25 protein-coding genes are annotated in these 23,757 nt (G+C 42.2%); 5 read left to right on the top strand and 20 right to left on the bottom strand.

Going from position 1 to position 23,757, the window contains the following annotated elements; all coding sequences use genetic code 11:
* Positions 1-50: 50 nt before the first annotated feature.
* The 15 genes from SDEN_RS16140 to SDEN_RS16210 all read right to left on the bottom strand — a co-directional run bounded on the left by SDEN_RS16140 (position 51) and on the right by SDEN_RS16210 (position 11,853).
* Positions 51-1,226, bottom strand: coding sequence for a class I SAM-dependent methyltransferase (locus SDEN_RS16140; RefSeq protein WP_011497528.1), 1,176 nt, complete (start codon positions 1,224-1,226; stop codon positions 51-53).
* 8 nt (positions 1,227-1,234) lie between these two features.
* Positions 1,235-1,963, bottom strand: coding sequence for an SDR family NAD(P)-dependent oxidoreductase (locus SDEN_RS16145; protein WP_011497529.1), 729 nt, complete (start codon positions 1,961-1,963; stop codon positions 1,235-1,237).
* Positions 1,963-3,102 carry an AMP-binding protein gene (locus tag SDEN_RS16150; RefSeq protein ID WP_011497530.1) on the bottom strand — a complete coding sequence of 380 codons (1,140 nt, stop codon included), beginning with the start codon at positions 3,100-3,102 and terminating at the stop codon, positions 1,963-1,965. Before SDEN_RS16150 ends, SDEN_RS16145 begins: the two co-directional genes overlap by 1 nt.
* The gene (locus SDEN_RS16155; protein ID WP_011497531.1) at positions 3,102-3,347 is read right to left on the bottom strand and encodes a hypothetical protein; all 246 of its coding nucleotides are present in this window, start codon (positions 3,345-3,347) and stop codon (positions 3,102-3,104) included. The genes SDEN_RS16150 and SDEN_RS16155 overlap by 1 nt, the downstream gene beginning before the upstream one ends.
* Entirely contained in the window at positions 3,340-3,909 is a 570-nt protein-coding gene (locus SDEN_RS16160; protein WP_011497532.1) for a GNAT family N-acetyltransferase, read from the bottom strand. Before SDEN_RS16160 ends, SDEN_RS16155 begins: the two co-directional genes overlap by 8 nt.
* A 10-nt stretch (positions 3,910-3,919) precedes the next feature.
* Positions 3,920-4,693 carry an SDR family NAD(P)-dependent oxidoreductase gene (locus tag SDEN_RS16165; protein ID WP_011497533.1) on the bottom strand — a complete coding sequence of 258 codons (774 nt, stop codon included), beginning with the start codon at positions 4,691-4,693 and terminating at the stop codon, positions 3,920-3,922.
* Complete coding sequence (locus SDEN_RS16170; RefSeq protein ID WP_011497534.1) at positions 4,693-4,926, bottom strand: acyl carrier protein; 234 nt, start codon at positions 4,924-4,926, stop codon at positions 4,693-4,695. The genes SDEN_RS16165 and SDEN_RS16170 overlap by 1 nt, the downstream gene beginning before the upstream one ends.
* Positions 4,927-5,041: 115 nt before the next feature.
* Positions 5,042-5,782, bottom strand: a complete 741-nt coding sequence (locus tag SDEN_RS16175) for a glycosyltransferase family protein (protein ID WP_011497535.1) — start codon at positions 5,780-5,782, stop codon at positions 5,042-5,044.
* On the bottom strand, positions 5,779-6,858 hold the full coding sequence (gene pseI / locus SDEN_RS16180) for a pseudaminic acid synthase (RefSeq protein WP_011497536.1): 1,080 nt from the start codon (positions 6,856-6,858) through the stop codon (positions 5,779-5,781). The genes SDEN_RS16175 and pseI overlap by 4 nt, the downstream gene beginning before the upstream one ends.
* A gap of 2 nt (positions 6,859-6,860) precedes the next feature.
* Positions 6,861-7,964 (bottom strand): aromatic ring-hydroxylating oxygenase subunit alpha, encoded by a 1,104-nt coding sequence (locus tag SDEN_RS16185; RefSeq protein ID WP_011497537.1) that lies wholly within the window; start codon positions 7,962-7,964, stop codon positions 6,861-6,863.
* Entirely contained in the window at positions 7,961-8,755 is a 795-nt protein-coding gene (locus SDEN_RS16190; protein WP_157599876.1) for a hypothetical protein, read from the bottom strand. Before SDEN_RS16190 ends, SDEN_RS16185 begins: the two co-directional genes overlap by 4 nt.
* Entirely contained in the window at positions 8,733-9,620 is an 888-nt protein-coding gene (locus SDEN_RS16195) for an IS982-like element ISSde7 family transposase (RefSeq protein WP_011495538.1), read from the bottom strand. Before SDEN_RS16195 ends, SDEN_RS16190 begins: the two co-directional genes overlap by 23 nt.
* Positions 9,621-9,678: 58 nt before the next feature.
* Complete coding sequence (locus SDEN_RS16200) at positions 9,679-10,014, bottom strand: hypothetical protein (protein ID WP_011497539.1); 336 nt, start codon at positions 10,012-10,014, stop codon at positions 9,679-9,681.
* Positions 10,004-10,756: an SDR family NAD(P)-dependent oxidoreductase gene (locus tag SDEN_RS16205; protein WP_011497540.1), complete on the bottom strand. Its 753-nt coding sequence runs from the start codon at positions 10,754-10,756 to the stop codon at positions 10,004-10,006. Before SDEN_RS16205 ends, SDEN_RS16200 begins: the two co-directional genes overlap by 11 nt.
* Before the next feature lie 8 nt (positions 10,757-10,764).
* A complete protein-coding gene (locus tag SDEN_RS16210) occupies positions 10,765-11,853 on the bottom strand; it encodes a 3-oxoacyl-ACP synthase III family protein (protein WP_011497541.1) in 1,089 nt (362 codons plus the stop codon).
* Between the two features lie 135 nt (positions 11,854-11,988).
* Here SDEN_RS16210 and SDEN_RS16215 point away from each other — a divergent pair, with 135 nt between their 5' ends.
* Positions 11,989-13,038, top strand: a complete 1,050-nt coding sequence (locus SDEN_RS16215) for a 3-oxoacyl-ACP synthase III family protein (RefSeq protein ID WP_011497542.1) — start codon at positions 11,989-11,991, stop codon at positions 13,036-13,038.
* A gap of 92 nt (positions 13,039-13,130) precedes the next feature.
* Here SDEN_RS16215 and SDEN_RS16220 read toward each other — a convergent pair whose 3' ends face one another.
* Entirely contained in the window at positions 13,131-13,712 is a 582-nt protein-coding gene (locus SDEN_RS16220) for a GNAT family N-acetyltransferase (protein ID WP_011497543.1), read from the bottom strand.
* Between the two features lie 145 nt (positions 13,713-13,857).
* Positions 13,858-15,378 (bottom strand): protein adenylyltransferase SelO, encoded by a 1,521-nt coding sequence (locus SDEN_RS16225; RefSeq protein ID WP_011497544.1) that lies wholly within the window; start codon positions 15,376-15,378, stop codon positions 13,858-13,860.
* 325 nt (positions 15,379-15,703) lie between these two features.
* Between SDEN_RS16225 and SDEN_RS16230 the strand changes: the two genes are divergently transcribed.
* The gene (locus SDEN_RS16230; protein ID WP_011497545.1) at positions 15,704-16,843 is read left to right on the top strand and encodes a hypothetical protein; all 1,140 of its coding nucleotides are present in this window, start codon (positions 15,704-15,706) and stop codon (positions 16,841-16,843) included.
* 11 nt (positions 16,844-16,854) lie between these two features.
* Positions 16,855-17,082: a DUF350 domain-containing protein gene (locus SDEN_RS16235; protein ID WP_041405858.1), complete on the top strand. Its 228-nt coding sequence runs from the start codon at positions 16,855-16,857 to the stop codon at positions 17,080-17,082.
* A gap of 85 nt (positions 17,083-17,167) precedes the next feature.
* Here SDEN_RS16235 and SDEN_RS16240 read toward each other — a convergent pair whose 3' ends face one another.
* Positions 17,168-19,543 (bottom strand): TonB-dependent receptor domain-containing protein, encoded by a 2,376-nt coding sequence (locus tag SDEN_RS16240; protein WP_011497546.1) that lies wholly within the window; start codon positions 19,541-19,543, stop codon positions 17,168-17,170.
* Between the two features lie 138 nt (positions 19,544-19,681).
* Here SDEN_RS16240 and SDEN_RS16245 point away from each other — a divergent pair, with 138 nt between their 5' ends.
* Positions 19,682-20,149, top strand: a complete 468-nt coding sequence (locus SDEN_RS16245) for a DUF4920 domain-containing protein (protein WP_011497547.1) — start codon at positions 19,682-19,684, stop codon at positions 20,147-20,149.
* A complete protein-coding gene (locus SDEN_RS16250) occupies positions 20,150-20,710 on the top strand; it encodes a PepSY-associated TM helix domain-containing protein (RefSeq protein WP_011497548.1) in 561 nt (186 codons plus the stop codon).
* Positions 20,711-20,794: 84 nt separating this feature from the next.
* On the opposite strand, the gene lysS is transcribed toward SDEN_RS16250, so the two are convergent.
* Together lysS and prfB are read right to left on the bottom strand one after the other, a co-directional pair.
* Positions 20,795-22,297: a lysine--tRNA ligase gene (lysS, locus tag SDEN_RS16255; protein ID WP_011497549.1), complete on the bottom strand. Its 1,503-nt coding sequence runs from the start codon at positions 22,295-22,297 to the stop codon at positions 20,795-20,797.
* A 59-nt stretch (positions 22,298-22,356) separates the two neighbouring features.
* A protein-coding gene (gene prfB, locus SDEN_RS16260) for a peptide chain release factor 2 (RefSeq protein WP_182679436.1) occupies positions 22,357-23,455 on the bottom strand; the annotation gives its coding sequence in 2 pieces (ribosomal slippage) (positions 22,357-23,379 and positions 23,381-23,455; 1,098 coding nt in all).
* Positions 23,456-23,757 lie beyond the last annotated feature (302 nt).

Consider the following 23,757-nt stretch of genomic DNA (forward strand, 5'->3'; position numbering starts at 1 on the left):
CAATAATGAACACTAGGGTGTATGTTAATGTTACTTAATCTGAATTAAGGTTATTTAAATATATCCCTAACATTCATCCAGTTTTTACTAACACGAGCCATTTTAACTCTTGTTTCAGCTAAAATCGGTGACATATAAACTGCGCCGTCGTATTCTGGAATTTCTGTACTTGAGTGTATTTTTTGAAAGCAAAACGTTTTTCCAGCCAACTCATAATCAAACATTCTTATTTGTGCATTTTTTATTGATTCAATCAGTAAAGGCTGTTCGGTGATCAAGTTATAAAAATCAGCACCTACGCCCCAAACTCCGACAGTTCCATTTAGTCTTATCGTTTCTATTAACTCTTGTGCGAGTTGCTGCCGTAAATATTGAACTTGCTCTTGATATTGAGAGATGACTTTCACAGTTCCGTTAAACGAAATGGTAGCATTCTGCTCTGCAGCCACCTTTAGCATAACCTGTAATCGAGGAATGTATCCTGTCGTCACTTGCTGACTCTTCACAACGTTGAAGCCAGCCTGATTGGCGGCATAGGTCAAAGATGCCAATGAAAAGTAATGAATATGTTGTAAATTAACTAAGTTACTTTTACCTATCGACTTGAGTTCATGTGGAGAGGTAAAATCAGGCACTTCGACGAACACTACGCCAGTGTCACTGAGATGGCTTTTAATATTTTTCAAAAAATTGACAGGATCTACTACGTGCTCAAGCACATGAGAAGCCATTGCAAGATCAATACCGCATGGCCACAGCGTTAACGGTAAATCAGATAAATTATTTAAATCATAAGCAAAATAATCTATACCTTCTTGAGCAAATCTATCATTGAAATCAATACCCACTAACTTGGATATCGAAGCAGATTGTTTGGCTAGATGTAACAATTTACCTTCACCGCAACCAAAATCAACGACAGTCTTTAAGTTCGCTTCTTTACTGATGGCAAAGTTAATCATATCTTGATATGGGCTATCATCATTAATCAATGACTCATGCCACATTACGGACTCTTGTGCCGAATGGAAATACAACTTATCAAACAATTCAGGTGTATATGAGCTCATAACTTGCACATGCCCACAATCAAGGCATAGACCTATGGGATACAGGGCACTATCACGCTCTATTTCTGTATTTTCGAAAGCCCAAGTACCAAAGCAGATAGATGTGAACTGCTGCCATTGCTGAGAGTTACAAAGTTGACACCTTGCCTGTAACATAAAAGCTCCTAATTGGTGATACCGCCATCAATGATCAAAGTCTGACCAGTAATAAAATTCGCATCTTCTGAAAGTAAAAAACCAATTGCAGGGGTGATATCGTCGACAAACCCCAATCTATTGATGGGTGTTCTGCGAATAATTTGATTTCTTTTTTGTTCCGATAAAGTAGAAGACATTTCAGTCTCTAGATAACCTGGCGCAACAGAGTTAACCGTTATTCCTCTGCGTCCATTTTCTCTGGCTAACGCCCGAGTTAGCCCATCGAGTCCTGCTTTAGAGGCGGAATATGCCGCTAAACCAGCATAACCACGGCTGCCGATAATCGAACTAATATTGATAATTCGTCCCGCACTCCTTTGCCTTAGGAAGACCCTAAGCACATCACGAGCCAAATATAGAGCACCATTTAAATTTACTTGGATCAAGGCATCAGACTCAGTATTTGGGAATGTAGCTAACACTCCCTCTTTGGCTATGCCAGCATTGTTAACAACTCCCCATAAAGGGATATCTCCAGCCCAATTACACGCATCTTTAACAAATATTGAAGTTTGCTCTGCGTTACCGATTTCAGCTTTAAACCAACGTAGTTGAGAGAACTCTTTTTCCAATTCAGATATTTCATCTGTTTTATTACGGCTACAAGTCGATACCATATACCCATTTTTCAACAAGTATTTAACGATACCGAGCCCTAATCCACGACTTCCACCGCTGACGATGACATGCCTCATTAAACAATCCTCTGCTTTTTCCCGCTTAAATTAAGTGCAATTTGCTTCGAAAAAGTTATCACTCTAGGGCGAGATGCTGGTGCTAAACCAGAGAAAAAAGCACGTAGAACCCGTCTGGCTTTTTCTTCGTCCTCAGTACATATTTCGACGCAGGTTAAAAAGCCAGTAATAGGATTGGCTTTCACATAAACACGAGCGTCTAAAATAATATCAAAAGCAATAATTTGTTGCTCAAGTAATTCTAGATTAACTTTCACACCACCGATATTCACGACGTTATCAGCCCGGCCGGAAAATATAACTCGTGAGGAGGTAGATTGAATACAATCACCCGTATCAATCTCTACGTTTCCCTTAATAAGTTTTAATGTATCATCAATTTTCAATAACCAGCCATTGACCACAGTGTTACACCATTCAAATGGGAAGCCCGCCAACCCATCTTTCACTGAAAAAATAACTCCTGTCTCTGTCGTTGCATAGATATGCCTAATGCTCGCTCGAGGGAATTGTCTTTTCAAGGTATCGAGTGTCGACTGTTCAGCTATCTCCCCCCCTAAACTGATAAGCCTTAACTCGGGCTGACGCTGATGCCAAGCCATCAATAAAGTACGCATAAATGAAGGTGTTGCGCTAATGGCGGTAACATTTAACTCAATCGCGAGCTGGGATTTTTTTTGAAGACTTGCATCTACATCTACTACTAACGTGTCATTAGCTACAATCGCCTGCAATATCACCTGTAAGCCTGCATAACTCATAGGATGGTAACAAAGCAACCAACATGTTTTAGCATCACTGACTTTAGTGTTCTTAGGCAATAATGCCTCTAATTGGTGATATACCAACTTGGGAGCACCTGTCGTCCCAGAAGTCAGTATGCCGACAGCACATCCTTCTGGCAATTCTGATAATTCAATGTCTTGTGATGTCCGATTAAAAATCACAGGAATACCATAAGCCTGAGCATTAACTAAGGCTTGTAACATAGCTGAAACGATTAAACTATTCGTGGAGGTTGGCTGATACTTAACTTCAATGTAAGCACTAGCGCTACTCCTTTGTTGTGGAATAAAATCAGCAGATGTAAAACAACGTTCATTTTCGATTAAGGTAAATTCCCCTGCTGAAAAGAGCATTACTTTTCCATACTCTCGTAAAGACTGGTTAACTCTCCAATGCTCTGGAAATGTTTAAAACCATCTTTAAATGGATCTAAACCAGTATGCAATTCAAGATTTACAATTAAAGTCGCAAGATCCAAGGAGTCCATAGGTAAATCAGTTAAAAAAATTGAACCTACATTGAGCTCAGGGCATAGCTCTCCCTTTTCCTCTATGATCTGACGCGTTTGTGAATATATCTCGTCTAATAACTCAGTCATGGATTCCCCAATCATTAAATGCTGTTGCTATCTTAGCTAAATCAAAATGTTGCTTCTGATTAGCCCAATCATCTTTCAGTAACTCAAAGATATACAAGTCTAAAAACTGACCGTTTTTATAAATATGCTGCTTTAAATACCCTACTAAACGCGTCTTATGTAATAGCTGCAATTTGACGACCTTCTCATTCGCGTCTAGTACTAAATTCACAACTTTATTCAGTTTAAGGTGATGAAAAACATAATTACAGATATAGGTGTGCATCGTAACACCATACTTAACTCTTGCTTCTCGCTCATAAATATAAGACCCCGTACTGCAGCGCTGATTAATTTTGTCTATCTCATTAAAACAAAGGAAACCGATAGAAATACCATCATCCTGGATCATATAACCTCGGTAGTCCTCCCTATTTTCAAGAGAAGCTATCCAAGTTCGCTGCTTTTCTGTGGTTGGATTTTCAAGATCTGTAAACATATGCTTAGTTATTTCGGCTGAAGTTCGCCATTTAAGTAAAAGCTCTGCATCATCTTGAGTTACGCGCTTAAAATTCAATGCCATTTCGTACTTCTTAGTTAGCTAGATACCCACCTTCCACCGGTAAGGTTACGGCATTTATCCATTTTGCAGCATCGCTGAGCAAAAAAGCCACAGCATTTGCGACGTCATCTGGTTTACCTAAACCCATAGGGTGTTGATCAAGCATGTGTTGAAACTGTGCTGCAGTCATGCTGTCTTGTGCTCGTTGAGCCATTTCTGTCTCAACCAAGGCGGGGGCAACGCAATTAACTCTAATATTGTCTCTGAGTAATTCCATTGCTAAACCACGAGTTAAGGACATGAGCCCTGCTTTACTAGCACCATAAACCGTATTGCCTGTTTGGCCAATGAGACCAGCGATGGAAGATACAAACACAATGGAACCTTGTTTGGATCGATCACGTTTTAATCTAAAGCCTTGGGTGATAGCCATTGCACTCGCAAGATTGACATGCATAGTGTCATCGAAAAAACCTTGGTCAAATGACCGAATAGGTTTGGTTATTTGCACCCCAGCACAATGTACAAAACTATCAAGATAGCCGTATTCACTTCTGAGATATTTAACCCAATCCCCCAAGCCATTAATATTCTTGATATCAAATACTGCGATTTTATGACCATTACCACTCAGACTAGACAAAGTCTCCTCAAGCCCGGCTTGATTTCGCCCCGTTAAAATGATCTTTGCACCGAGCTGGCTGAGCAAGGTACAACAAGCGCGTCCAATACCCGCTGACGCTCCCGTAACTAACACTTGCTTTCCAGTTAAATCCATCGGATTTATTTTTGTATCTAGCATCATTAAGCAGTCAAATGCTCTTCAACCAAAGCGCTCAAATCTGCAATTGTTTTAATTTTCTCTAACTTATCACCTTGAATAATGATGTTAAAATTTTCATCAGCCATAGCAATTACGCTTAAAAAGGCCAATGAATCCCATTGCTCCAAATCCATAAGAACTTCGTCGCCTGAAAGTGTATTCGCATCTAGCTCTAAAATTTCTTCTAAATTATTCAAAAATTCTTTTTTGTTCATAGTGTTATACCTTTAAACTAGTCAAAATATTATCCAACATGGTATTTATCATATCAGCTTGCTTAACTAAAACTAAAACTAAAACTAAAAATCCAACACGACCTCAATAAAGCGATTAATGTGCCGTCCGTTGATGAATATGAGCATTAATGGTGACTAATTGCGGATTGCCTTCTAGTAACTCACAGATTTGTCTTGGACCAGCATCCAACCATTGTTCACCTAAACGACAGATTAATTGCTCTACTAACAAAAAATCGTCTTGCTCATCCACACACAATCTAAAATGGCTCCAGCTCGGATTACCGTGCAAGGTAACTGGTACGATTAACGCATCCGGCTTAGAGTAAAGGTACAAGGTAACATGCTCACGCTGCGCTGGTGCCAACGCTTTGAAATAAGCCTCACTCAAGCTTCTCATGCGAAATACTTCTACATCAAATCCGCGGGGGAAATACGCTAGACTGACATGAGTGTATTGTTGGGACTCTCCTGAGAATTGCAGCTTAATTGCATCATCGATTAATTGTGGACAAATTAGCGGGCAATCACCGGTCAATCTAATAATGATATCATCAGGTTCAGCATGAACTGACAAGGCTGTTTCATAAAAGCGGCCTAAAACATCAGTTTCATTACCGCGATAGTAATCAATGTTATTTTGTTGGCAATATTCTACGATAGGAAGATCATTTTCTTGATTTGATGTAGCAATAATATGGTGATTAATTAACTTAGATTTGGCAACGCGCCTAACATGATATTCCAACATAGGCCTAGTTCCAATTATTTTAAGAACTTTACCCGGCAAGCGTGAAGACCCCATCCTAGCTTGGGTTATGCAAATCACTTTCATGACGGGTCTCTTTTCAACAAAGGCACTGATAAATACTCTTCTTTCATGGGTGATCCAAAAGCAATATCCTGACTGGATTTTTGACCGATTATTTGAGGTAAATATCGAGTATGCAATCCAAGCCCCGGTCTGACAGAGCGTACATTACTCGCAGTGAACAGTTCACCTTTTCTTATATCATCTGCAACATATACTGAACGGCGAAAATCTCTCCCTCCCGCTTCACTGGGCTTAATATCGTAACCAGCATAGCCTAGTGCACTATGAGCCCTTTGCGTTTCTTTTTTTAGTAAGCCAAATTCATCAGGCTCCAATGAAAATGCAGCATCTACCCCCCCGTCAGTTTTATCTAAAGTAAAATGCTTCTCAATAATACTGGCTCCTAATGCCACAGATGTCACGGAGGCAAGTATGTCAGTAGTGTGATCACTTAACCCAATTGGGAAATTAAACCGTTGGCATAGATCTGCTACCGTTTTCAAATTACAGTCTTCAATTGGTGTTGGATAGCCACTGATGCAGTGCAGCAAAGCCAGTTGTGTACCACCTGCATTTGCCACAGCTTCGACGGCCTCTTCAATTTCAGCAAGAGTTGCTAATCCCGTTGACATCACAATAGGCTTGCCCGTTTTGGCTGCCGCCATAATGAGGCCTATATCATTGATTTCAAAAGAAGAAATCTTGTAAGCTGGACACTCACAAGACTCAAGTAGCTCGATCGCTTTTAAGTCAAACGGGGATGAAAACAAGGTTACATTCTGCTTTTTCGCATGTTCAAATAAGGACTTATGCCATTCCCAAGGAGTATGAGCCTCCTCATAAAGATCGAACAAGGTACGCCCTTTCCATAGTCCTCCATTTATCCTAAACTCAGGGCCATCATGCTGTAACGTAATGGTATTGGCAGTATAAGTTTGGATTTTTATCGCATCAACGCCGCTAGCTGCAGCAGCATCTATCATAGCCAAAGCTTGAGATAAACTTCCTTTATGATTACCTGATAATTCAGCAATAATATAAGGCTGATATTCAGGACCAATATGACGGCCATCTATGGTAATAGACGCTTTAAACATAATTAACTTTCCTGTTGATATTGCATATCTTCACGCCAAGCGCTATGGAAATGACGAATTCTATCTTCACATTTTCCTAGTAAACCAGGAATATTATTACTGCTCATATTAACTTGGCAAGATTCAGCTACGAGCTTATCTTCATTTAATATTATTTTATTAAATTCTGTAAAATTTGCTTTTATCGCAGCCCTAACTGCATCACTCACTCTGGCATTTTCAGCAGAGCTCATCATTCTTAACTGAAAATGTAACTTACTACTTATGGCAGTTACCGGTTGATAAGTTTGCAAAGACATCAAAGAACCATCCGTTAAGCCTATCGCTAAGTTAGGGTAAATAAAGTAATGATTGTATTCTTTAAAATAAGCATGCTTCTCAAACTTCAAATGTTTTCTTGCACCATTCCACCACTTTTTAGGTTCATCGTGTAGGGGAGTATTACCTGTGCTATGCCCATCAAAAAAGTTAATTTCGCACTCTGCTTTCGCAAATTTAGCGAAGGTTTCAGGATGCACACCTGTAACATGGTAAACCTCTAAGACGGTCTCGCATGCTATTTTCCAATTAGTATTCCACTCAAAGGTGTCTTGTTGAACGGGTTCAATAAAAGAAGTTGAAATTTGTTCTAAAATATCAAAATATGGACCAAGAAATTCGCTCAGTGTCGGCCCGTCTTTGGCCACTCGAACAAACAGCATTCTCCCACATGTTTCTAAAGCAAACTGCCTAAGTGATAAGGCTTTTTTCCCCGCATCATCCAACCCGAAATCAGTGCGATTGAGAGGGACACCTGACAACTGACCATCTTTTTTATAACTCCAGCAATGGTATGGGCAGACTAAGGGTCTATTGCCATTCGATAGTGTCTGTAGTGTCGCTTTTCTGTGACTACAAACATTAAGCAGAGCACTGATACTACCACCAAAATTTTGAACAACTACAGATTTATCGCCAATCTGAGTAGTAATAAAGTCATGATTATTGGCGAGTTGTTCACTAAAACCTACAAAAATCCAATTTTTTTCAAAAACTTCAGTTTTTTCTTTTAAAAAAAGCTGTTCGTCGAAATAACATTCTGGCGCAAGAGAGTGGGTTGCTATCATACCAATTCCAATTTCTGTTTTAAGCCTATTTTTATCTGCTCAACAACACGCATACAACCCTGACTGTCAACTAAACGACGAGCAAAGTTACTCATTTTGTTTCTCAGGCATTTATCATGCCACAGCATCTCAACCTCTGTTTTGATCTCGCTCAACAATGCTTCATTAGCATCTAAGCGACTCACTTGCGCATTAAAGTGCCTAACATCAGTTGCCGTGTACCAAGTGTTATTTAATGGGGAAGTTAACGCCGACAACTGATTATCCACAGTAATGAGAGCTAAAGTTGGAACACCTAAACTAGCAAGTTCACCCAAGGTCCCCCCAGCCACGGCAATGGCTAAACCGCAATTAATCATGATATCGGCAACCGATATAGGACGATAGACAATAGAGAACAAAGGATATTGTTCAACTAATTTATTTAATTTAGCCTGCTCTTTATGACTATTACCAAGCAATAAAATAACCTTACACGCTAGCTGCAGTTCATTAATTGCTTTGCTAATAGGATATGCCAGTAATTGGCTGTCAGTTCCACCGAGTGTCACCAAAACACTATCTCTGGCCGCTAGAGGAGTTAAGCAGCAAATTGAGAACTCTTTTCTGAGGAATGTGTACGAAGGGCCTAAACAGTAAAAAGCATTAGGTGCTCTTAGTGCGTATTCTGCGGCGCCATAATTAGGAGAAGGGTTCACTATTAAGTCTGCAAAAATATGCGAGTTATCCAGGAAATCATCTAATTTAACTAAATAACCTGAGATCGGTTTAAGCCATAACAGAAATCGCATTGAAATCGACATCTGTGATATTAAGTTGTGGCTTACTCTCTTTGAGTTGATAGGCAATTAAACCGCCAATCATATTCAGCATAAAACCATGCACACTTCTATGCCTCGAATGCTCGATTTGTGAGATATTCTTAAGCTGATCATTGATCGTTTCTATAATAAATCTTCGTGAAAGCATTGCCCTATCCCACAGTGATAAAACCTTCTTTTTCATGTTCTTGCGAACATTGTTTACTAGTGTTACGCCTTGCTCAAGTAGCTCGCTTGCCAACGCTTTACTGATATAGCCTTTATCCGCATACAGCTTGTCCATAGCATTCACCACCATGCCTGAAACAGGCTTAGTGTCATGGGTATTGGCTGGAGTAATTTTGGCGGCAACAATCCCTCCCTTATGGTTAACGATGAGGTGAAGCTTGAACCCGTAGAACCACCCCATGGTCCCTTTTCCGCGGCGAGCAAGGCCAGATAACGTTTTATGTCGTGGAATTCGCAAATTGTGGCAAACCTTTACACTGGTCGAATCGACGAATTCAATCCCCGTAGGTAGACTTCTGATGCTGGAGAAATAGCTGCATAGTGGCACGACAGCTGTCGGCATAAGCTCAAGAAAACGGGTATAGCTGAGTAAGTGGGGGAAATCAGATTTGAAAAAACGAGCAAGATATCCAGTGTAGTAATTTTTGAAGTCACGATGATGAGATGTATGGAAGAGTATGATAATAGTCATTATTTCGCTCATGCTCATTCTGCTTGAACGTTGGCGCTTACGCGTGCCATCTGTTACGCATTGTTTTTTCCATTGCGGCATAAATACAGCACAAAAATCATCGACATCACAAAATACATCCACTAAATTATCCATAAGCCCTCTGCGTGATTGGTTCCTTCTTGGTCGAAAGATCTGATCACAAAGAGGGCGATTAGTTCAGTTTTTTATCCCGAGTTGAGGTTAAATAACAACCAAGCTGGCGAAGGCATTGCCATTCTTCTTTAGACAACTCATAATCATCAACAACAATAACATCACAAGACACACTGAATAGTTCATCTTTATTTAACGGAGAAGAAATCGCCTTAGTTTTAAAGCCTTCATCCGCCAGTTTAGATAATAAAGTAGGGATACATTGCTTATATAGAAAAGTAATAGCGAAATGTTCACTTGCAGCTTGCGCAAGGGCAAATAATCGCATTATGTGCCCAGCGCCGATATTAACAGAGCTATTCCCATAAAAAGCAATGTGCTGTTTATCCTGCAAGGAACCCTCCATCAACGGTTAACGTCATTCCTGTCGTTTTAGCACTTAAATCACTAAGCAAGAAACTAACGCTATTGGCTACATCTTCAGGCTTACTGAGTCCTAAAGGATGGGCATCTATGAGTATTTTAGTTTGTGCCTCACCTAATATTTCAAATTGCTTTTCGGCCTTTGCACCTGACACTACTGCTGGAGCAACGCAATTCACTCGGATTGATTTACTGGCAAGCTCTAGGGCTGCTGAGCGAACTAACGAATGCAACGCTGCTTTAGATGCCGCATATAAAGTGCGGGCTTTCAGCCCCCTAACGCCTGCCGCTGAACCGATAAACACAAAACTTGCATTAGGGTTAAAATGGCGGGCTTTTGATAATGAAGAGGTGAGCATAACGGCCGCTGAAAAATTAATATCAAAATAATTACTGATCTGCTGCCCAGTAACGCCTCTCAAAGGGCTATACCCTTGGTAGCTTGCACTATGGATCAATCCATCAACGGCACCATACTGCTTCACAAGATTATTCACCCAAATAGGGATCTCATCTAGCTTGCTCAAATCAAATGGGCAAATATGATGTTTGTTAGCCGTCAATTGTTGGGCGGTATCTTTCAATGAGGCTTCTCGACGTGAAACCAATATCAAAGTTGCACCCAATTCATCTAACTTTTTACAGATAGCAAAGCCAATATCTGAATCGACCGAAGCGCCTGTAACTAAATATAACTTACCACTGAAATCCATGTATCACATCATACCGCTAATGAGAGAGGTTCAAAATCATCTGAAATTTCGATTAGTTCAGGAGAAACCATTGGGCCTATATCTGTAATAATTGCCCCCCAAGACCAACCAACTCCAAATCCGCCTAACATAACTTTTTGAGTCTTATGAGTAAAAAAATCTGTCAACTTATGGCAAATAGCTAACGGCACTGATGCACTGGATGTATTGCCGAAATCAGCCATATCTATGAGATACTTATCTTTATCTATTTTTGCTTTTTTTCTTAAATGTTCAAGAATAAATTGATTTGCTTGGTGCATAACAACCATATCAATATCATCCACGCTCACATTAGCTAGTGCTAGCACATCACTCACTAATTTAGGTACAACTTTAAGGGTAAATGAGAATACAGCTGCGCCATTAAGATACAATCTAGAGTCACGATACAACCTTGCTTCATCTTCTGCTGTCCGAGCCGTTAATTCTGGTATCGTTGGGTGCCTTCTGCCACCAGCTTTGACCGCAATATGCTGACCACCTGTACCATCCGTACCAAAAACGGCATAAGAATCAGGCCATGATTCATCAAACTCAAGAGCTGTAGCCACACCCGCATCACCAAAAAGAGGCAAGGTTCCTCTATCATCAGGTAACAAATGGCGACTAGAGGTATCACCACACAATACTAAGGCTCTTTTTCCGTTGGAGCCCGCAAGTAATTGGCTCGCTATCCATGTCGCATACACAAATCCTGAGCAACCCAAACTCAAGTCCATACACGCAGCACCTTGAGATAGCCCCAATCGATGTTGCATTAGGCAGGCACTTGCAGGCAATGCATAATCTGAGTCTTGAGAGACAAAAATTAACACATCGACAGAAGCCGGATCCCAGCTCAATCGGCTTAATAATGCTTCAGCAGCAGCAACACACATATCCGAAGCACACAAGTGCTTTGGTAAAATGCGTCGGCTATGGATGCCTGTACTTGCGTATATTTTATTGGCTTCTTCTGGAGTGAAAATATCTGGATTTTCGACATAGGAATGTCTGTGAGTAGGAACTGCCGCTTGCATACCTACTATTTTTACCGATTTAATCACAGCTTCCATGGCGAATCCTGTCGAAAAAATTAATGAATATAAATGGTTTTAAACTATAACATTGAATAATATAGCTTGAAAGTGTATTTCCATTGACCTATTTGCACTACTCTTTTGCTATAACAGAAGAATTATGGACTCAATATGACCACAACCTCAGTTAAGAATATATCTATTATCGGCATAGTGTCAGTTCTACCTGAAATCGAATTAGCCAATATTGACCAAACGTGCGTAACTGATATTGAAAAAGTGATAGCTTCTACTGGGATCCATTCTAGAAGAGTTGTGGGCCCACAACAAACCGCACTCGATTTAGGGAATTTCGCTTGCCAGCAATTATTGGCCGAGTTAGCTTGGGATATCAATGATGTAGCCCTCATTGTTTTTGTCACTCAAACCCCTGATTACCCCTTGCCTGGCAATGCCGTTTTACTACAAAATAAATTGAATCTCCCTAAAACAACATTAGCATTTGATGTCAATCTCGGTTGCTCAGGTTTTATTTATGGCTTTTGGCTTGTATCTCAATTACTCAATGGATTAAAAGGTTCAAAAGCACTATTAGTTGTTGGTGACACTACAAGTCAGCAATACAGTGACTCTAACCGTAGTGTATCTTCTCTTTTTGGTGATGCAGTCAGTGCGATCGCCATCGAAAAGACACCCAGCACAGATGAAATAACATTCAACTTTGGCAGTGACGGTTCAGGAGCACCTTATTTAATTCAGCCCAACAATGGCGCTAGAAATCCAGGCATATCACCAGAATTATTTATGGATGGAACGCAAGTTTTTGTATTTACTTTACGTGAAATACCCAAATCAATTATGCAGTGCGTTGAGCAAAAAGGTTGGCGACTGGCAGACATTGACTACTGCATAATGCACCAAGCAAATGAAATGATGCTCAAACGTTTAGCTAAAAAACTTGGCCTAAATACAGATCAAGTCATTATCTCAATGAAAAATATTGGCAATACGAGCTCAGCCTCCATTCCGCTAGCCCTATGTTTAAGTTTATCCGAACAATTAACAACCCGGTCTTGTAAACTCATACTTTCAGGCTTCGGGGTCGGTTGGTCATGGGGAAGTGCTGCCATGACTAGCTCTCCCCTTCGAGTATGTCAACTCATCGATTTAGCCTCAGACAACAACCTGTATTTTCCTTTCAAACAGTTAAAGACACTATAATACTTTCAAACTTAATCGTTCTATGCTCAGTTATGATGATGAAAACCAACGTTGGATATTATCGCATAAGCTGCGATCTTCGAGACTGACGCTTAACTAGCCCGTTTGCTGAGTAAATGACATTTCACCGCTGGCCACTCGCTCGCGATAATGGAGTACACCACAGTATCCCGATATGAACCGTCAGGCATGATCTGGTGCTGCCTTAGGATACCGTCCTGCTTGGCCCCGAGCCTCTCTATGGCAGTGCGCGACGCCCTATTAAAGAAGTGGGTTCTAAATTCCACCGCTATGGCGTGCTGATTTTCAAAAACATGCTGTAGTAATAACAACTTACACTCAGTATTAATGCCAGTTCGCCGCGCGGATGCTGCATACCAAGTATAACCTAGCATTAAGCGACGATTAGCAGAGTCAACATTGTAGAGCCGCGTGGTACCTATGATTTGCCCCGTCTGTTTTACCCGCACCGCAAAGGCGAGATTGCCTTCCTTTGCCGCTTCTATGGCACTTTTCACATATTCAAACATTTTGCCAGGGCTTGGCACATTGGCAAACCAGAGCGTCCAGCCTTCACCATCCATAACAGCTTCACTCAAAGCGGGCACATGATCCAGAGAAAGTGGCTCTAACACCACCAGATCGCCGCTCAGGGTACAAGTCTTCATCCACATTACTTATGTTTCCTAATCGATTTTCAGGTTAAATAACTTTAAATAAAATAGCATAACTGTTTGATATTAAAGCTTCCATAAAAAAAACAGCTTTAGGGCTGGTTTTGTCTTACTCGTTTAAGCTTATTACGCCTTCAAGTACTCACTAAGTACCACAAAAAGTTTGCTTTACCCTTTGGTCTGGAGTTGGCGCATCCTGGTAATGCTTATCTTGCTCTGCAAGCACATAAGGATTAGCCAATACCCTAGCCATATCTAAAAATAGTGAATAATCATTATTTTGCTCCGCTGCCGATATGGCGGCTTCCACCTTATGATTGCGGGCAATGAATTTAGGATTTGCTTTTATCATGGCAGCCAATGCGGCTTGACTGTCACATGCCTTGGCTTGCCACTGCGATAACCAGTCTTGCAATAATTGCGCTGGTGTCGATGACAAAGATGGGAATGCTTCAGTGGAAAACAAAGCGACTAGACCCGCATCTTGTTCCCTATGAGTACTGTGATATTCAGTTAAGGCATTGAAGAATTGGCAAAAATCGACGCGAGTATTTGTCATCAGTTGTAACGTGCTATCAACAAAAGGGATAAGCTCGGGATCTGATGCGTCCAGGCTAAGTTTTCTCGCCATTCCTTGATAGAAATGTTCGGCAAACAGACGGTTAAAATCACCCAGCTGAGCTTGGGCGATTTCGAGGGCTTTAGCTTCATCACTATCCAGTAACGGTAGCAAGGTTTCCCCTAAGCGGGCCATGTTCCACTGGGCTATCGCCCCTTGATTGCCCCAAGCATAACGACCTTGGCTATCAATAGAGCTAAACACTTTATTAGGGTTAAACTCATCCATAAAGGCACAAGGCCCATAATCTATGGTTTCCCCTGTGATAGAGCTGTTATCGGTATTCATCACCCCATGTATAAAGCCCACCAACATCCACTGGGCTACCAGCTCAGCTTGACCCTTAATGACTTGCGCTAGTAAGGCTTGGTATGGATTTTCATCATGACTGAGTTCCGGGTAATACTGAGCTAACGCAAAATCGGCTAAGGTTTTTACCGCCTCAGGCCCTTGGTGCACGGCTGCATATTGAAAACTGCCCACTCTCAGGTGACTCTTAGCGGTGCGCACTAGAATAGCCCCAGGATAGGCGCCATTACGCCATACATCTTCACCCGTTGCGATAACAGCCAGTGAGCCCGTCGTTGAAATATTAAGCCCTGCCATGGCTTCACTGAGTAAATATTCACGGATAACCGCGCCTAGGGTCGCCCGGCCATCGCCTCCGCGAGAAAAAGGCGTAGCGCCAGAGCCTTTGAGTTGTACATCAATGAGTTCGTCTGCAGCAGTTTTAAGCTGACCCAATACATGAGCCCGGCCATCACCCAGCACGGGAGACCAGCCACCAAACTGATGCCCAGAATACGCTAACGCAAACGGCAAATTGCTGCCGTAATAGGTTTTCCCTGATAACTGCTCTAGGGCATCGGAGCTGTTAAACCAAGCAAGATCTTGTTCTAGAGTCTCAAGCAACCTAGTATTTAGCGCCAATAACTGCGGCGAAACAGCCGCCTCTGGCAAACTGTCACGATACATAAAACTGGGCAAGGAACGGTAGTTGGCCACGAGTATAGGACTAGCAAGATGTGAACGAGAAGGGGCATCCATGGACATAAACCTCGGCATTATCAAAAACAAACTGTCATTATCAGCCATACAAAAACGAGTACTAACGAATAGATCCACATCATAGCATTTATACCCATAGTATTATTTATCTGGTGATTCAACGGGAGTTTAAAGGGTATTAACTAGGCAGAGGCTTGAAGGCATAGTGGTGCTATGTCAAAAGTATTCAACGCAGAGAAATACCATAAAAAATGAACTCCCTAGCAATAAAGCTTACAAACTATCGTTATAAAAATGTTTATTTATTTTACTGGCTAATGAATGTTAATCTAAGATTTCTTTAACAAGTAATAAGGTCAAGAGTTTGAAAGGAAAGAAATTATTATTGACTGGCGCCGGTTTGCTACTAGGTTATTTACTATTATTTTTCGACCCGACAGGCACGGCTCACCCTGTTGTACCTGACAGCTACCAGGCGCAATTTACCTCACTGAAGCAGCAATTAAAAAATAACGACCATGACAATGCCATGGCGAAAATTAAGCAGCTACTGGCACTAAAAGCCCCCATTGGTAAGCCCGCGACCTTATGGTTACTCGAACAAAAGGCAAGTATAGAAGAGAGCTGGTTGCATTTTCATTCCGCTAGGGAAACTTATTATCAAGCCCTAGCATTAAAACCTAAGCATAAGCTAAGCAGCCATTATCGCAATCGCATTAATGACTTAGACAAGCATATAAATGCCCATCAACAAGAAAGACACCTTCATAGCCATTACCGTGACGCCCGTGACAGTGGCATAGCTAAGCGCTTAAAAAATAATGTCACTATTGCCTATATCTACCTTGATGATGGTCGCTGGAGCCAGTGGTCTGGCAAGGCGAGAATGCAAAATCATACTAACTTGGAACATGTCACCAATTGGTACCAACAACAGGCATCGAATTACCAAATAACCGATCTTAACTTCGATATTCGTTACTTCTATGTCCATAGCCCCAAAGGCTTGAGCCGCCAATGGCTATTAAGTAAAGACTTCTCTCGCTATGCTGACGACATGCTAGCTCAGCAATTAGGTTTTGCCAGTATTAAAGATTTCGTCACTAACCTGAGCCAAGGCCGTGCTGACTCACAAGTGGCACTGGTGTTCCATACCAATGCTGAAGCCCGATCTTTTGCCAGAACTTGCCCTGCTGGAAAACAATATCAGGGCTGCCAAATAGAATATGTAATGTTGACTAAAATAATTGGCCCAACAAAACGTATCGATATCACGACTCAGACTCAATCCCATGAGATATTGCACCTGTTTGGCGCCGCCGATCTTTATAATATTCAAACAGCTAAAGACTTTGCCGTCACAGATATCATGAATTACTACAGCGCCGATCTGAAATATGCCAGTTTAGACCCCATCACAGCTTGGGCCATAGGTTGGGGTGAATTACCCACCACGCCTTTTACTGTGGAAGACAACATTACCCCCAAAATTGCCGTCAAATAGGAATAACATCAATGGAAATAACCTCCCTAGAACAAAATATAATATTCATGCTAATAAACTTAGGTTACGCTGTTATTAGCCTATTTGTCAGTGTTGTGGCTCTGCTTATCATAGACAGGTATATCTTTAGGAAGATCAATTTTATTGAAGAAATAAAAGCCGGCAATATCGCCGCCGCCATCTTCCAATCCACGATTTTACTCTTTATCGGCATTGTCGTATCCGCCGCCATGACCTAGAAAAATAAGGGACACGGCAATTGCCTTGTCCCTTATACTTGCTGCTTTAGCTTTCTTCAACGCTGCTCAACCAAGTATTTAAACATTAAAAGTGATAGCTCAAGGCAAGCTTTGCATTGCGACCAGGAAGGCTAGTGTCTTCATCATCTGGCCAAACCGAATAGGCCTCATCCAGCAGGTTTTCGACTCCAGCACGTAGCTCAAAACCACTTAACCATGAAGCTTGATAAGTGATATAAAGGCTATGCACTTGGTATCCTTCTGCGTCCATCTCGTTCTCTAGGTACAATTCAGGCAGACGCTTCATATCCATGGCAAAACTTGATACCCAAGACAGCCTCAGTTCACTGACTAATTGCCAACTTAGGCCAAGGTTAATCCTATCTTGAGGCGCTCGCGTGTACGGCTGGCGAACTTGCTCTATCGTGCCTAAATAGAAATTAGGCATGCCTTCTACATCCATTCTCACTCGACTGTAATTAGCAAATATATCTAAGTCTTGATATTGATACGTCAGCTCAGCCTCTATCCCTTTGGAATACAATTTACCGATATTTTTACTGGAGTAGTCTCTGTGAGTGGCCTCTTTTGGCGATGCAGCCACTTTTTGACCATCCACCAGCTTGTACATGTAAGGTGCTGTATCTATGTAATTATCAACTTGAGTATCGAACCAATTCAATTTGAATAACAATTGATCACTAAAGGCGATATCCTTGAATACTAAACCAAAACCAAACTCGTAGTTGCTGCTGCTCTCTGGCTTTAGTCCTGGTTGTGGCTCGCTGTAGCAATGCTTGCTAGGACGATGACACACCCATTCATCTTTCTTATATAGCTCTCTTAAATTGGCGCCGCGAAAGCTCTCATTATATCGACCATAAAATCTCAACCATTCAGTTGGTCTAATAGTAACGCCTAGATTGGAAGACCACTGCTCATCGCTATTTTCACCGTATTCAGTAAAATTATCCGATTGATTGCTAAACGAGTCGAGCCTAATGCCAGCCTCGGTACTCAACCAGCTCGAGTAATCCGATTCATGCCTAACACCTAAGGCGAACATATCTCCCTGACTGTGCCCATAATAAGTCGCTTGGGTGTTGGTGAGTCGATCCGTTACTGTATCTTCAAACTGACTGCGATCGACACTCGCAAATAACTGTAACTCTCCCTTCCAGTCATTCATTTGATGGTTAATGCTATTACTTAACGATAAACCAAAACTTTGATCTTCAAAGCTGTCCTGCTTATTAAACGGATACTCATTCTTGCCTAAGACTATTTTGCCATCTTGTTCACGTACTCTTTGATAATCTTGATAATACGCCTTAGCACGTAAATCCAACCACTGTGAGTCACTGGCATAATGATAAGCTAAAGACTGGCTTAAACGTTCACCGGTTTCACTTTCAGTTAAGGCTTGATCTATCCATCGAGTATTATTACCAAAAGGCAACTCAGCCACTTCACTGGCGGTGTAAAAGGTATCTGAATCTAACTGACCGTGAGCACTATCCCAATTTACTTTAAGGCGCAAATCATCGCTTTGACCATCATTTTTAAGGGTCTGAGTTTGGCCTCGAAGCGAACCTTCACTGTCCCTAGGGTTAAGCTTAATGTCCCCGAAGGTGCGTCGATTAGCATGCAGCACTAAAGCCAGCTCATCGGTTGCAACATAACCCGTAACCCCGCCGCGGCGCATATGAGTTGCATCATCCATCCCAGTTCGCACTAATACGCCTGAACCCGCCGCCCCAGAGGTATAATCCCAAGCGCCTTTAGTGACCACTTTAACTTGGCCGCCAATGGCGCCACTACCACTGCCAATACCATCTGCACCACGGGTAATTTCAACACCCCGTACTATGCTAGGGTCCAAATCTAATGGACTGATATAGCCATTAGCATTGCTGCCGTCACTAAATTGTTTATAACTCACACCGTCGACTTCTAGATTAATGCGCTCATTACCAAAGCCGCGAATACTAATATTCCCCATCAAAGGTCTGTCATTATCGCTAACGCTAATACTCGGAGTCTGCACCAGTACATCGGTAAGCTCGGTGGCTTGGGTATCTTGAATATATTTGTCAGTCACTACTGTCATCGACCTTGGGACTTCTAAGGCTTTTTGACGTAAATTCAGCCTTGTACCTATCACCTGAATAACTTCAAGTGTACTGTGATTCTTATCTTGTTCATTCGGGCTTTTAAGTTGTACTTTGGCAGTGTCTTGGCTGCTAACTTGCTCTTCAGCCGCAATTGAGAAAGACAATAATGGCGTGAAGATCAATGACGCTAAGCCAAGCAGTGAACCTGTACGCAATGCTTTAGCTAACCTTACCCTGACCGAACCCGGCATAATTAACTTAGAGCCAATTAACTTAGGGCTAGTGAAGTTAACTTTGTTAGTACTTGCCTTAGCTGAGTAAGCTGAAGAATAGAGAGGCATTCTCATAAATATAAATCCTTTTAATAGCTTGCTTGAAAAATCAGCGGCATTCTATTACTATGAAAACATCAAATGCAAATGATTCTTATTTAATTTACGTTGTTTGCTCAAGCGTCAATACTGCCCTTTATTCAAGGAAAGATAATGAAAACATACACTCTGTTATTACTTGCAGGTTTACTGACTCCCTTAGCTCAAGCAGCTACTGAAAAGTTTGGTGAAGCGGTTGATTTAACAAAATTAATCCCTGTGACTGAATTAATGGCAAGCCCAAGTGATTATCTGCAACAACAGGTTACCATTGAAGGCACTGTGGTGTCCGTGTGCACTAAACGGGGATGTTGGATGGAGATTGCTGCGCAAGAAAGCAGCGAGCGTTTACGGGTAAAAGTCCGTGATGGCGACATGGTATTTCCCATCAGCGCAAGAGGCAAACACGCCTATGCCACAGGGATGTTAACCGAGATTGTGCTCAGCCCCGAGCAAAGCCGTAGCTACCTTGAAAATCAGGCGAAAAAAAACCAACAAGTGTTTGATGCCAGCGCCGTCATTGAAGCAGTCACCTTGTATCAACTACAGCCCATCGGTGTTGAAATTCGTGAAACCCACTAAATGCTAACTAACCAAGGACGTAAATGGTTAAGGCTGTTACACCGTGACATTGGCTATCTCTGCATCGGCATGACCTTGGTTTACGCCATTTCAGGGATAGCGGTAAACCACATTGAAGATTGGAACCCCAATTATCATGTCTCTGTCAGCCACAAACAGCTCCCAGAGCTTAAAGGCAGTGCCAGTGAGAATGAAATCCAAGCCCATTTACTGGCTCACTTTGCTATCGAAGGCAAACTCAGAACCGGTTACTGGGCCAGCCAAAACCACTATAAACTCTTTTTAAAAGACGGCAGTCAGCTCAGCGTTGCATTGGATTCTGGCATGGTCACCAGTGAAATGATAAGCCGGCGCCCCCTGCTGCCAGAGCTGAATTATTTACACCTTAATGAGGCTCGCAATGCTTGGGTATGGTTTGCCGACGCTTATGCCATTGCACTGATGTTTTTGGCTATTTCAGCACTATTTATGTTTAAAGCCGTCAATATTTGTCGCCACAGAAAAACTTGGCTAACCCTCACAGGTCTTGCCATTCCGCTGGCTTTTATCCTGCTTGCCTAACATTGAGCGAGCATAAAAAAACCAGCCTGAAGGCTGGTTTTTAATTTAAGCGCTAATGTATTTCTAGCACTATGATCTTGGCAATTACGCCTGTGGGCGCATCGCTGGGAATAAAATCACGTCGCGGATAGTGTGAGTGTTAGTAAATAACATCACTAAACGATCGATACCAATACCTTGACCTGCCGTTGGCGGTAAACCGTGCTCAAGGGCTGTGATGTAATCAGCATCATAGAACATGGCTTCATCATCACCGGCATCTTTAGCATTAACTTGCGCCTTGAAACGATTGTCTTGATCTTGCGCATCATTAAGCTCGCTGAAACCGTTAGCCACTTCACGGCCACCGATGAAGAACTCGAATCTGTCAGTGATAAAATCATTGTTATCGTTACGGCGTGCAAGCGGTGAAATGTCCGCTGGGTAGCCAGTAATGAAGGTCGGCTGCATCAGCTTAGGTTCAGCAGTTTCACCAAAAATTTCTTCCAATAACTGACCACAGGTCCAGAACTTTTCAAGCTTGATGCCTAGGCTCGATGCTAAATCACGCATGAACTCGACGTCTTTCACTTGCTCGTAAGTCATGGCTTGAATAGTCGCGTTCTCTGGATTGTACTTTTGAATCGCTTCTAACATGCTCAAGCGAGCATAAGGGCCACCAAAATCAACCGTGTGCTCGCCGTAAGGCATTTGCGCACTGCCTAATAAATCGATGGCGATTGAACTTAGCATCTCTTCGGTGAGATCCATAAGATCTTGGTAATCCGCGTAAGCCATATAGAATTCCATCATAGTGAATTCTGGGTTATGGCGTGGCGATAGGCCTTCGTTACGGAAGTTTCGGTTGATTTCAAACACCCGCTCAAAACCGCCCACAACTAAACGCTTAAGATAAAGCTCTGGCGCGATACGCAAGTACATGGCCATGTCTAATGCATTGTGGTGTGTCACGAAAGGACGCGCAGAAGCACCGCCTGGAATAACGTGCATCATTGGGGTTTCAACTTCCATGAACTCTTTTTTGATCATGAAGTTACGAATAGCTGAAACCACTTTAGAGCGCATAATAAAGGCGTTGCGTGACTCTTCGTTAACGATCAAGTCAACATAACGCTGGCGGTAACGGGTTTCTTGATCCGTTAAACCGTGGAATTTTTCAGGCAATGGGCGCAGCGCTTTAGTCAACAGCTGGTATTCTTCCATATTGACATACAAATCGCCTTTACCAGACAAATGCAGCTGACCTTTAACACCAATAATGTCACCGATATCAAGACCTTGATAACGCTCTTTCAGATCGCCCTGCACTGGTTTGCCCGCATAAGCTTGAATACGGCCAGACACATCTTGAATCACCAAGAAAGGACCACGTTTTGCCATCACACGGCCAGCTATGCTGGTTTGATAACCTAAAGCTTCTAATTCTTCCTTAGTGTTTTCACCGTACTGCGCCTGTAGCTCAGCCGCTTTATGGCTACGCTCCCACGTATTAGGGTGGGCGTTAGCTGGGCATTGTGTGCGTATGTGATCTAACTTGGCACGGCGCTCGGCAATCAGTTTGTTCTCGTCTTGTACTAGTTCAGTCATGATATTTTCTCGTGTTGCCCTAAATTATTCAATTTAAGGAAAATTAAATGTGATACCAATTAAAGTCCTGATTTTAAGCTGGCTTCAATAAACTTATCTAAATCACCATCTAACACAGTCTGGGTGTTGCGGTTTTCAACCCCAGTGCGTAGGTCTTTAATGCGGGCGTCATCCAGTACATAAGAGCGAATTTGACTGCCCCAGCCTATGTCTGATTTAGCGTCTTCGGCGGCCTGTTTGTCGACGTTTTGCTTCATCATTTCAAGCTCATACAGCTTAGCCTTAAGCTGCTTCATTGCTGAATCTTTGTTCTTGTGCTGCGAGCGACCACTCTGACACTGCACCACAGTATTTGTGGGTAAGTGAGTAATACGGATAGCAGATTCAGTCTTGTTGACGTGCTGACCACCCGCGCCAGATGCACGGTAAGTGTCGATACGAAGCTCTGACGGATTGATATCAATTTCGATATCATCATCAATTTCTGGGTAGACAAACACAGAGCAGAATGAAGTATGGCGGCGGCCGCTAGAATCGAATGGCGATTTACGCACTAAGCGGTGTACGCCGGTTTCGGTGCGCAACCAACCAAAAGCATATTCACCAGTGAATTTAATGGTCGCGCCTTTAATACCGGCCACATCACCATCAGTCACTTCCATGAGCTCTGGGCTAAAACCGTGGGCTTCACCCCAGCGAAGGTACATGCGCAATACCATGTTGGCCCAATCTTGAGCCTCAGTACCACCCGAACCCGATTGAATATCCAGATAGCAATCCGCGCTATCATTGGGGCCTGAAAACATGCGGCGAAACTCGAGGTCTTCCAAACGGCGCTCTAATTCGTCCAGCTCAGCACTGGCTTCGTTAAAGGTGTCTTCATCGTCTTCTTCTATGGCAAGCTCAACTAAACCTTCAATATCTTCAAGGCCCGAGTCCAAATCATCGATGGTTTTCACCACAGCTTCTAACGCTGAACGCTCTTTGCCTAGGGCTTGAGCACGCTCAGGTTCGTTCCACACTGCAGAGCTTTCAAGCTCAAGGCTAACTTCTTCTAGACGCTCTTTCTTATTAGCGTAGTCAAAGATACCCCCTAAGAAGCACTGTGCGCTCGGCAAGGTCCTTAGCTTTAAATTTTACCGGATTGACTTCAAACATGAATACTCAACTTTCTTCAATTAAAAATAGAATTTATCGGCGGCTATTCTACCTTAAGCCCAGCCTGAAACCTAGCCCTTAGGCCATGGCAAAGCTGATAGGATAACGAGTTTTTTTAATGTTAATTCAGTGTCCAAACTAAGTATAATGGCTAAACTTTAGCCGTATTTACGCCTGAGTTCTTGCTATCTCTTTATGGGAGAGCAGCATAATAGTGAACACTGATAGAGATAAAAATAAGTCATGATGGCATCTACTATTACAATTTTGTGATAGCCACTAACTTTTTCTATTCCTAATAT

The organism is Shewanella denitrificans OS217 (assembly GCF_000013765.1).
Classification (GTDB): Bacteria; Pseudomonadota; Gammaproteobacteria; order Enterobacterales; family Shewanellaceae; genus Shewanella; species Shewanella denitrificans.

Coding starts and splice junctions, on each gene's coding strand:
- SDEN_RS16140 (WP_011497528.1), bottom strand. CDS start 1,226: ATGTTACAGGCAAGGTGTCAACTTTGTAACTCTCAGCAATGGCAGCAG.
- SDEN_RS16210 (WP_011497541.1), bottom strand. CDS start 11,853: ATGGAAGCTGTGATTAAATCGGTAAAAATAGTAGGTATGCAAGCGGCA.
- lysS (WP_011497549.1), bottom strand. CDS start 22,297: ATGACTGAACTAGTACAAGACGAGAACAAACTGATTGCCGAGCGCCGT.
- SDEN_RS16205 (WP_011497540.1), bottom strand. CDS start 10,756: ATGGATTTCAGTGGTAAGTTATATTTAGTTACAGGCGCTTCGGTCGAT.
- SDEN_RS16185 (WP_011497537.1), bottom strand. CDS start 7,964: ATGATAGCAACCCACTCTCTTGCGCCAGAATGTTATTTCGACGAACAG.
- SDEN_RS16160 (WP_011497532.1), bottom strand. CDS start 3,909: ATGGCATTGAATTTTAAGCGCGTAACTCAAGATGATGCAGAGCTTTTA.
- SDEN_RS16220 (WP_011497543.1), bottom strand. CDS start 13,712: ATGTGGATGAAGACTTGTACCCTGAGCGGCGATCTGGTGGTGTTAGAG.
- SDEN_RS16155 (WP_011497531.1), bottom strand. CDS start 3,347: ATGACTGAGTTATTAGACGAGATATATTCACAAACGCGTCAGATCATA.
- SDEN_RS16245 (WP_011497547.1), top strand. CDS start 19,682: ATGAAAACATACACTCTGTTATTACTTGCAGGTTTACTGACTCCCTTA.
- SDEN_RS16165 (WP_011497533.1), bottom strand. CDS start 4,693: ATGATGCTAGATACAAAAATAAATCCGATGGATTTAACTGGAAAGCAA.
- SDEN_RS16170 (WP_011497534.1), bottom strand. CDS start 4,926: ATGAACAAAAAAGAATTTTTGAATAATTTAGAAGAAATTTTAGAGCTA.
- SDEN_RS16235 (WP_041405858.1), top strand. CDS start 16,855: ATGGAAATAACCTCCCTAGAACAAAATATAATATTCATGCTAATAAAC.
- pseI (WP_011497536.1), bottom strand. CDS start 6,858: ATGTTTAAAGCGTCTATTACCATAGATGGCCGTCATATTGGTCCTGAA.
- SDEN_RS16250 (WP_011497548.1), top strand. CDS start 20,150: ATGCTAACTAACCAAGGACGTAAATGGTTAAGGCTGTTACACCGTGAC.
- SDEN_RS16190 (WP_157599876.1), bottom strand. CDS start 8,755: ATGCGATTTCTGTTATGGCTTAAACCGATCTCAGGTTATTTAGTTAAA.
- SDEN_RS16240 (WP_011497546.1), bottom strand. CDS start 19,543: ATGAGAATGCCTCTCTATTCTTCAGCTTACTCAGCTAAGGCAAGTACT.
- SDEN_RS16145 (WP_011497529.1), bottom strand. CDS start 1,963: ATGAGGCATGTCATCGTCAGCGGTGGAAGTCGTGGATTAGGGCTCGGT.
- SDEN_RS16225 (WP_011497544.1), bottom strand. CDS start 15,378: ATGGATGCCCCTTCTCGTTCACATCTTGCTAGTCCTATACTCGTGGCC.
- SDEN_RS16195 (WP_011495538.1), bottom strand. CDS start 9,620: ATGGATAATTTAGTGGATGTATTTTGTGATGTCGATGATTTTTGTGCT.
- SDEN_RS16150 (WP_011497530.1), bottom strand. CDS start 3,102: ATGCTCTTTTCAGCAGGGGAATTTACCTTAATCGAAAATGAACGTTGT.
- SDEN_RS16175 (WP_011497535.1), bottom strand. CDS start 5,782: ATGAAAGTGATTTGCATAACCCAAGCTAGGATGGGGTCTTCACGCTTG.
- SDEN_RS16215 (WP_011497542.1), top strand. CDS start 11,989: ATGACCACAACCTCAGTTAAGAATATATCTATTATCGGCATAGTGTCA.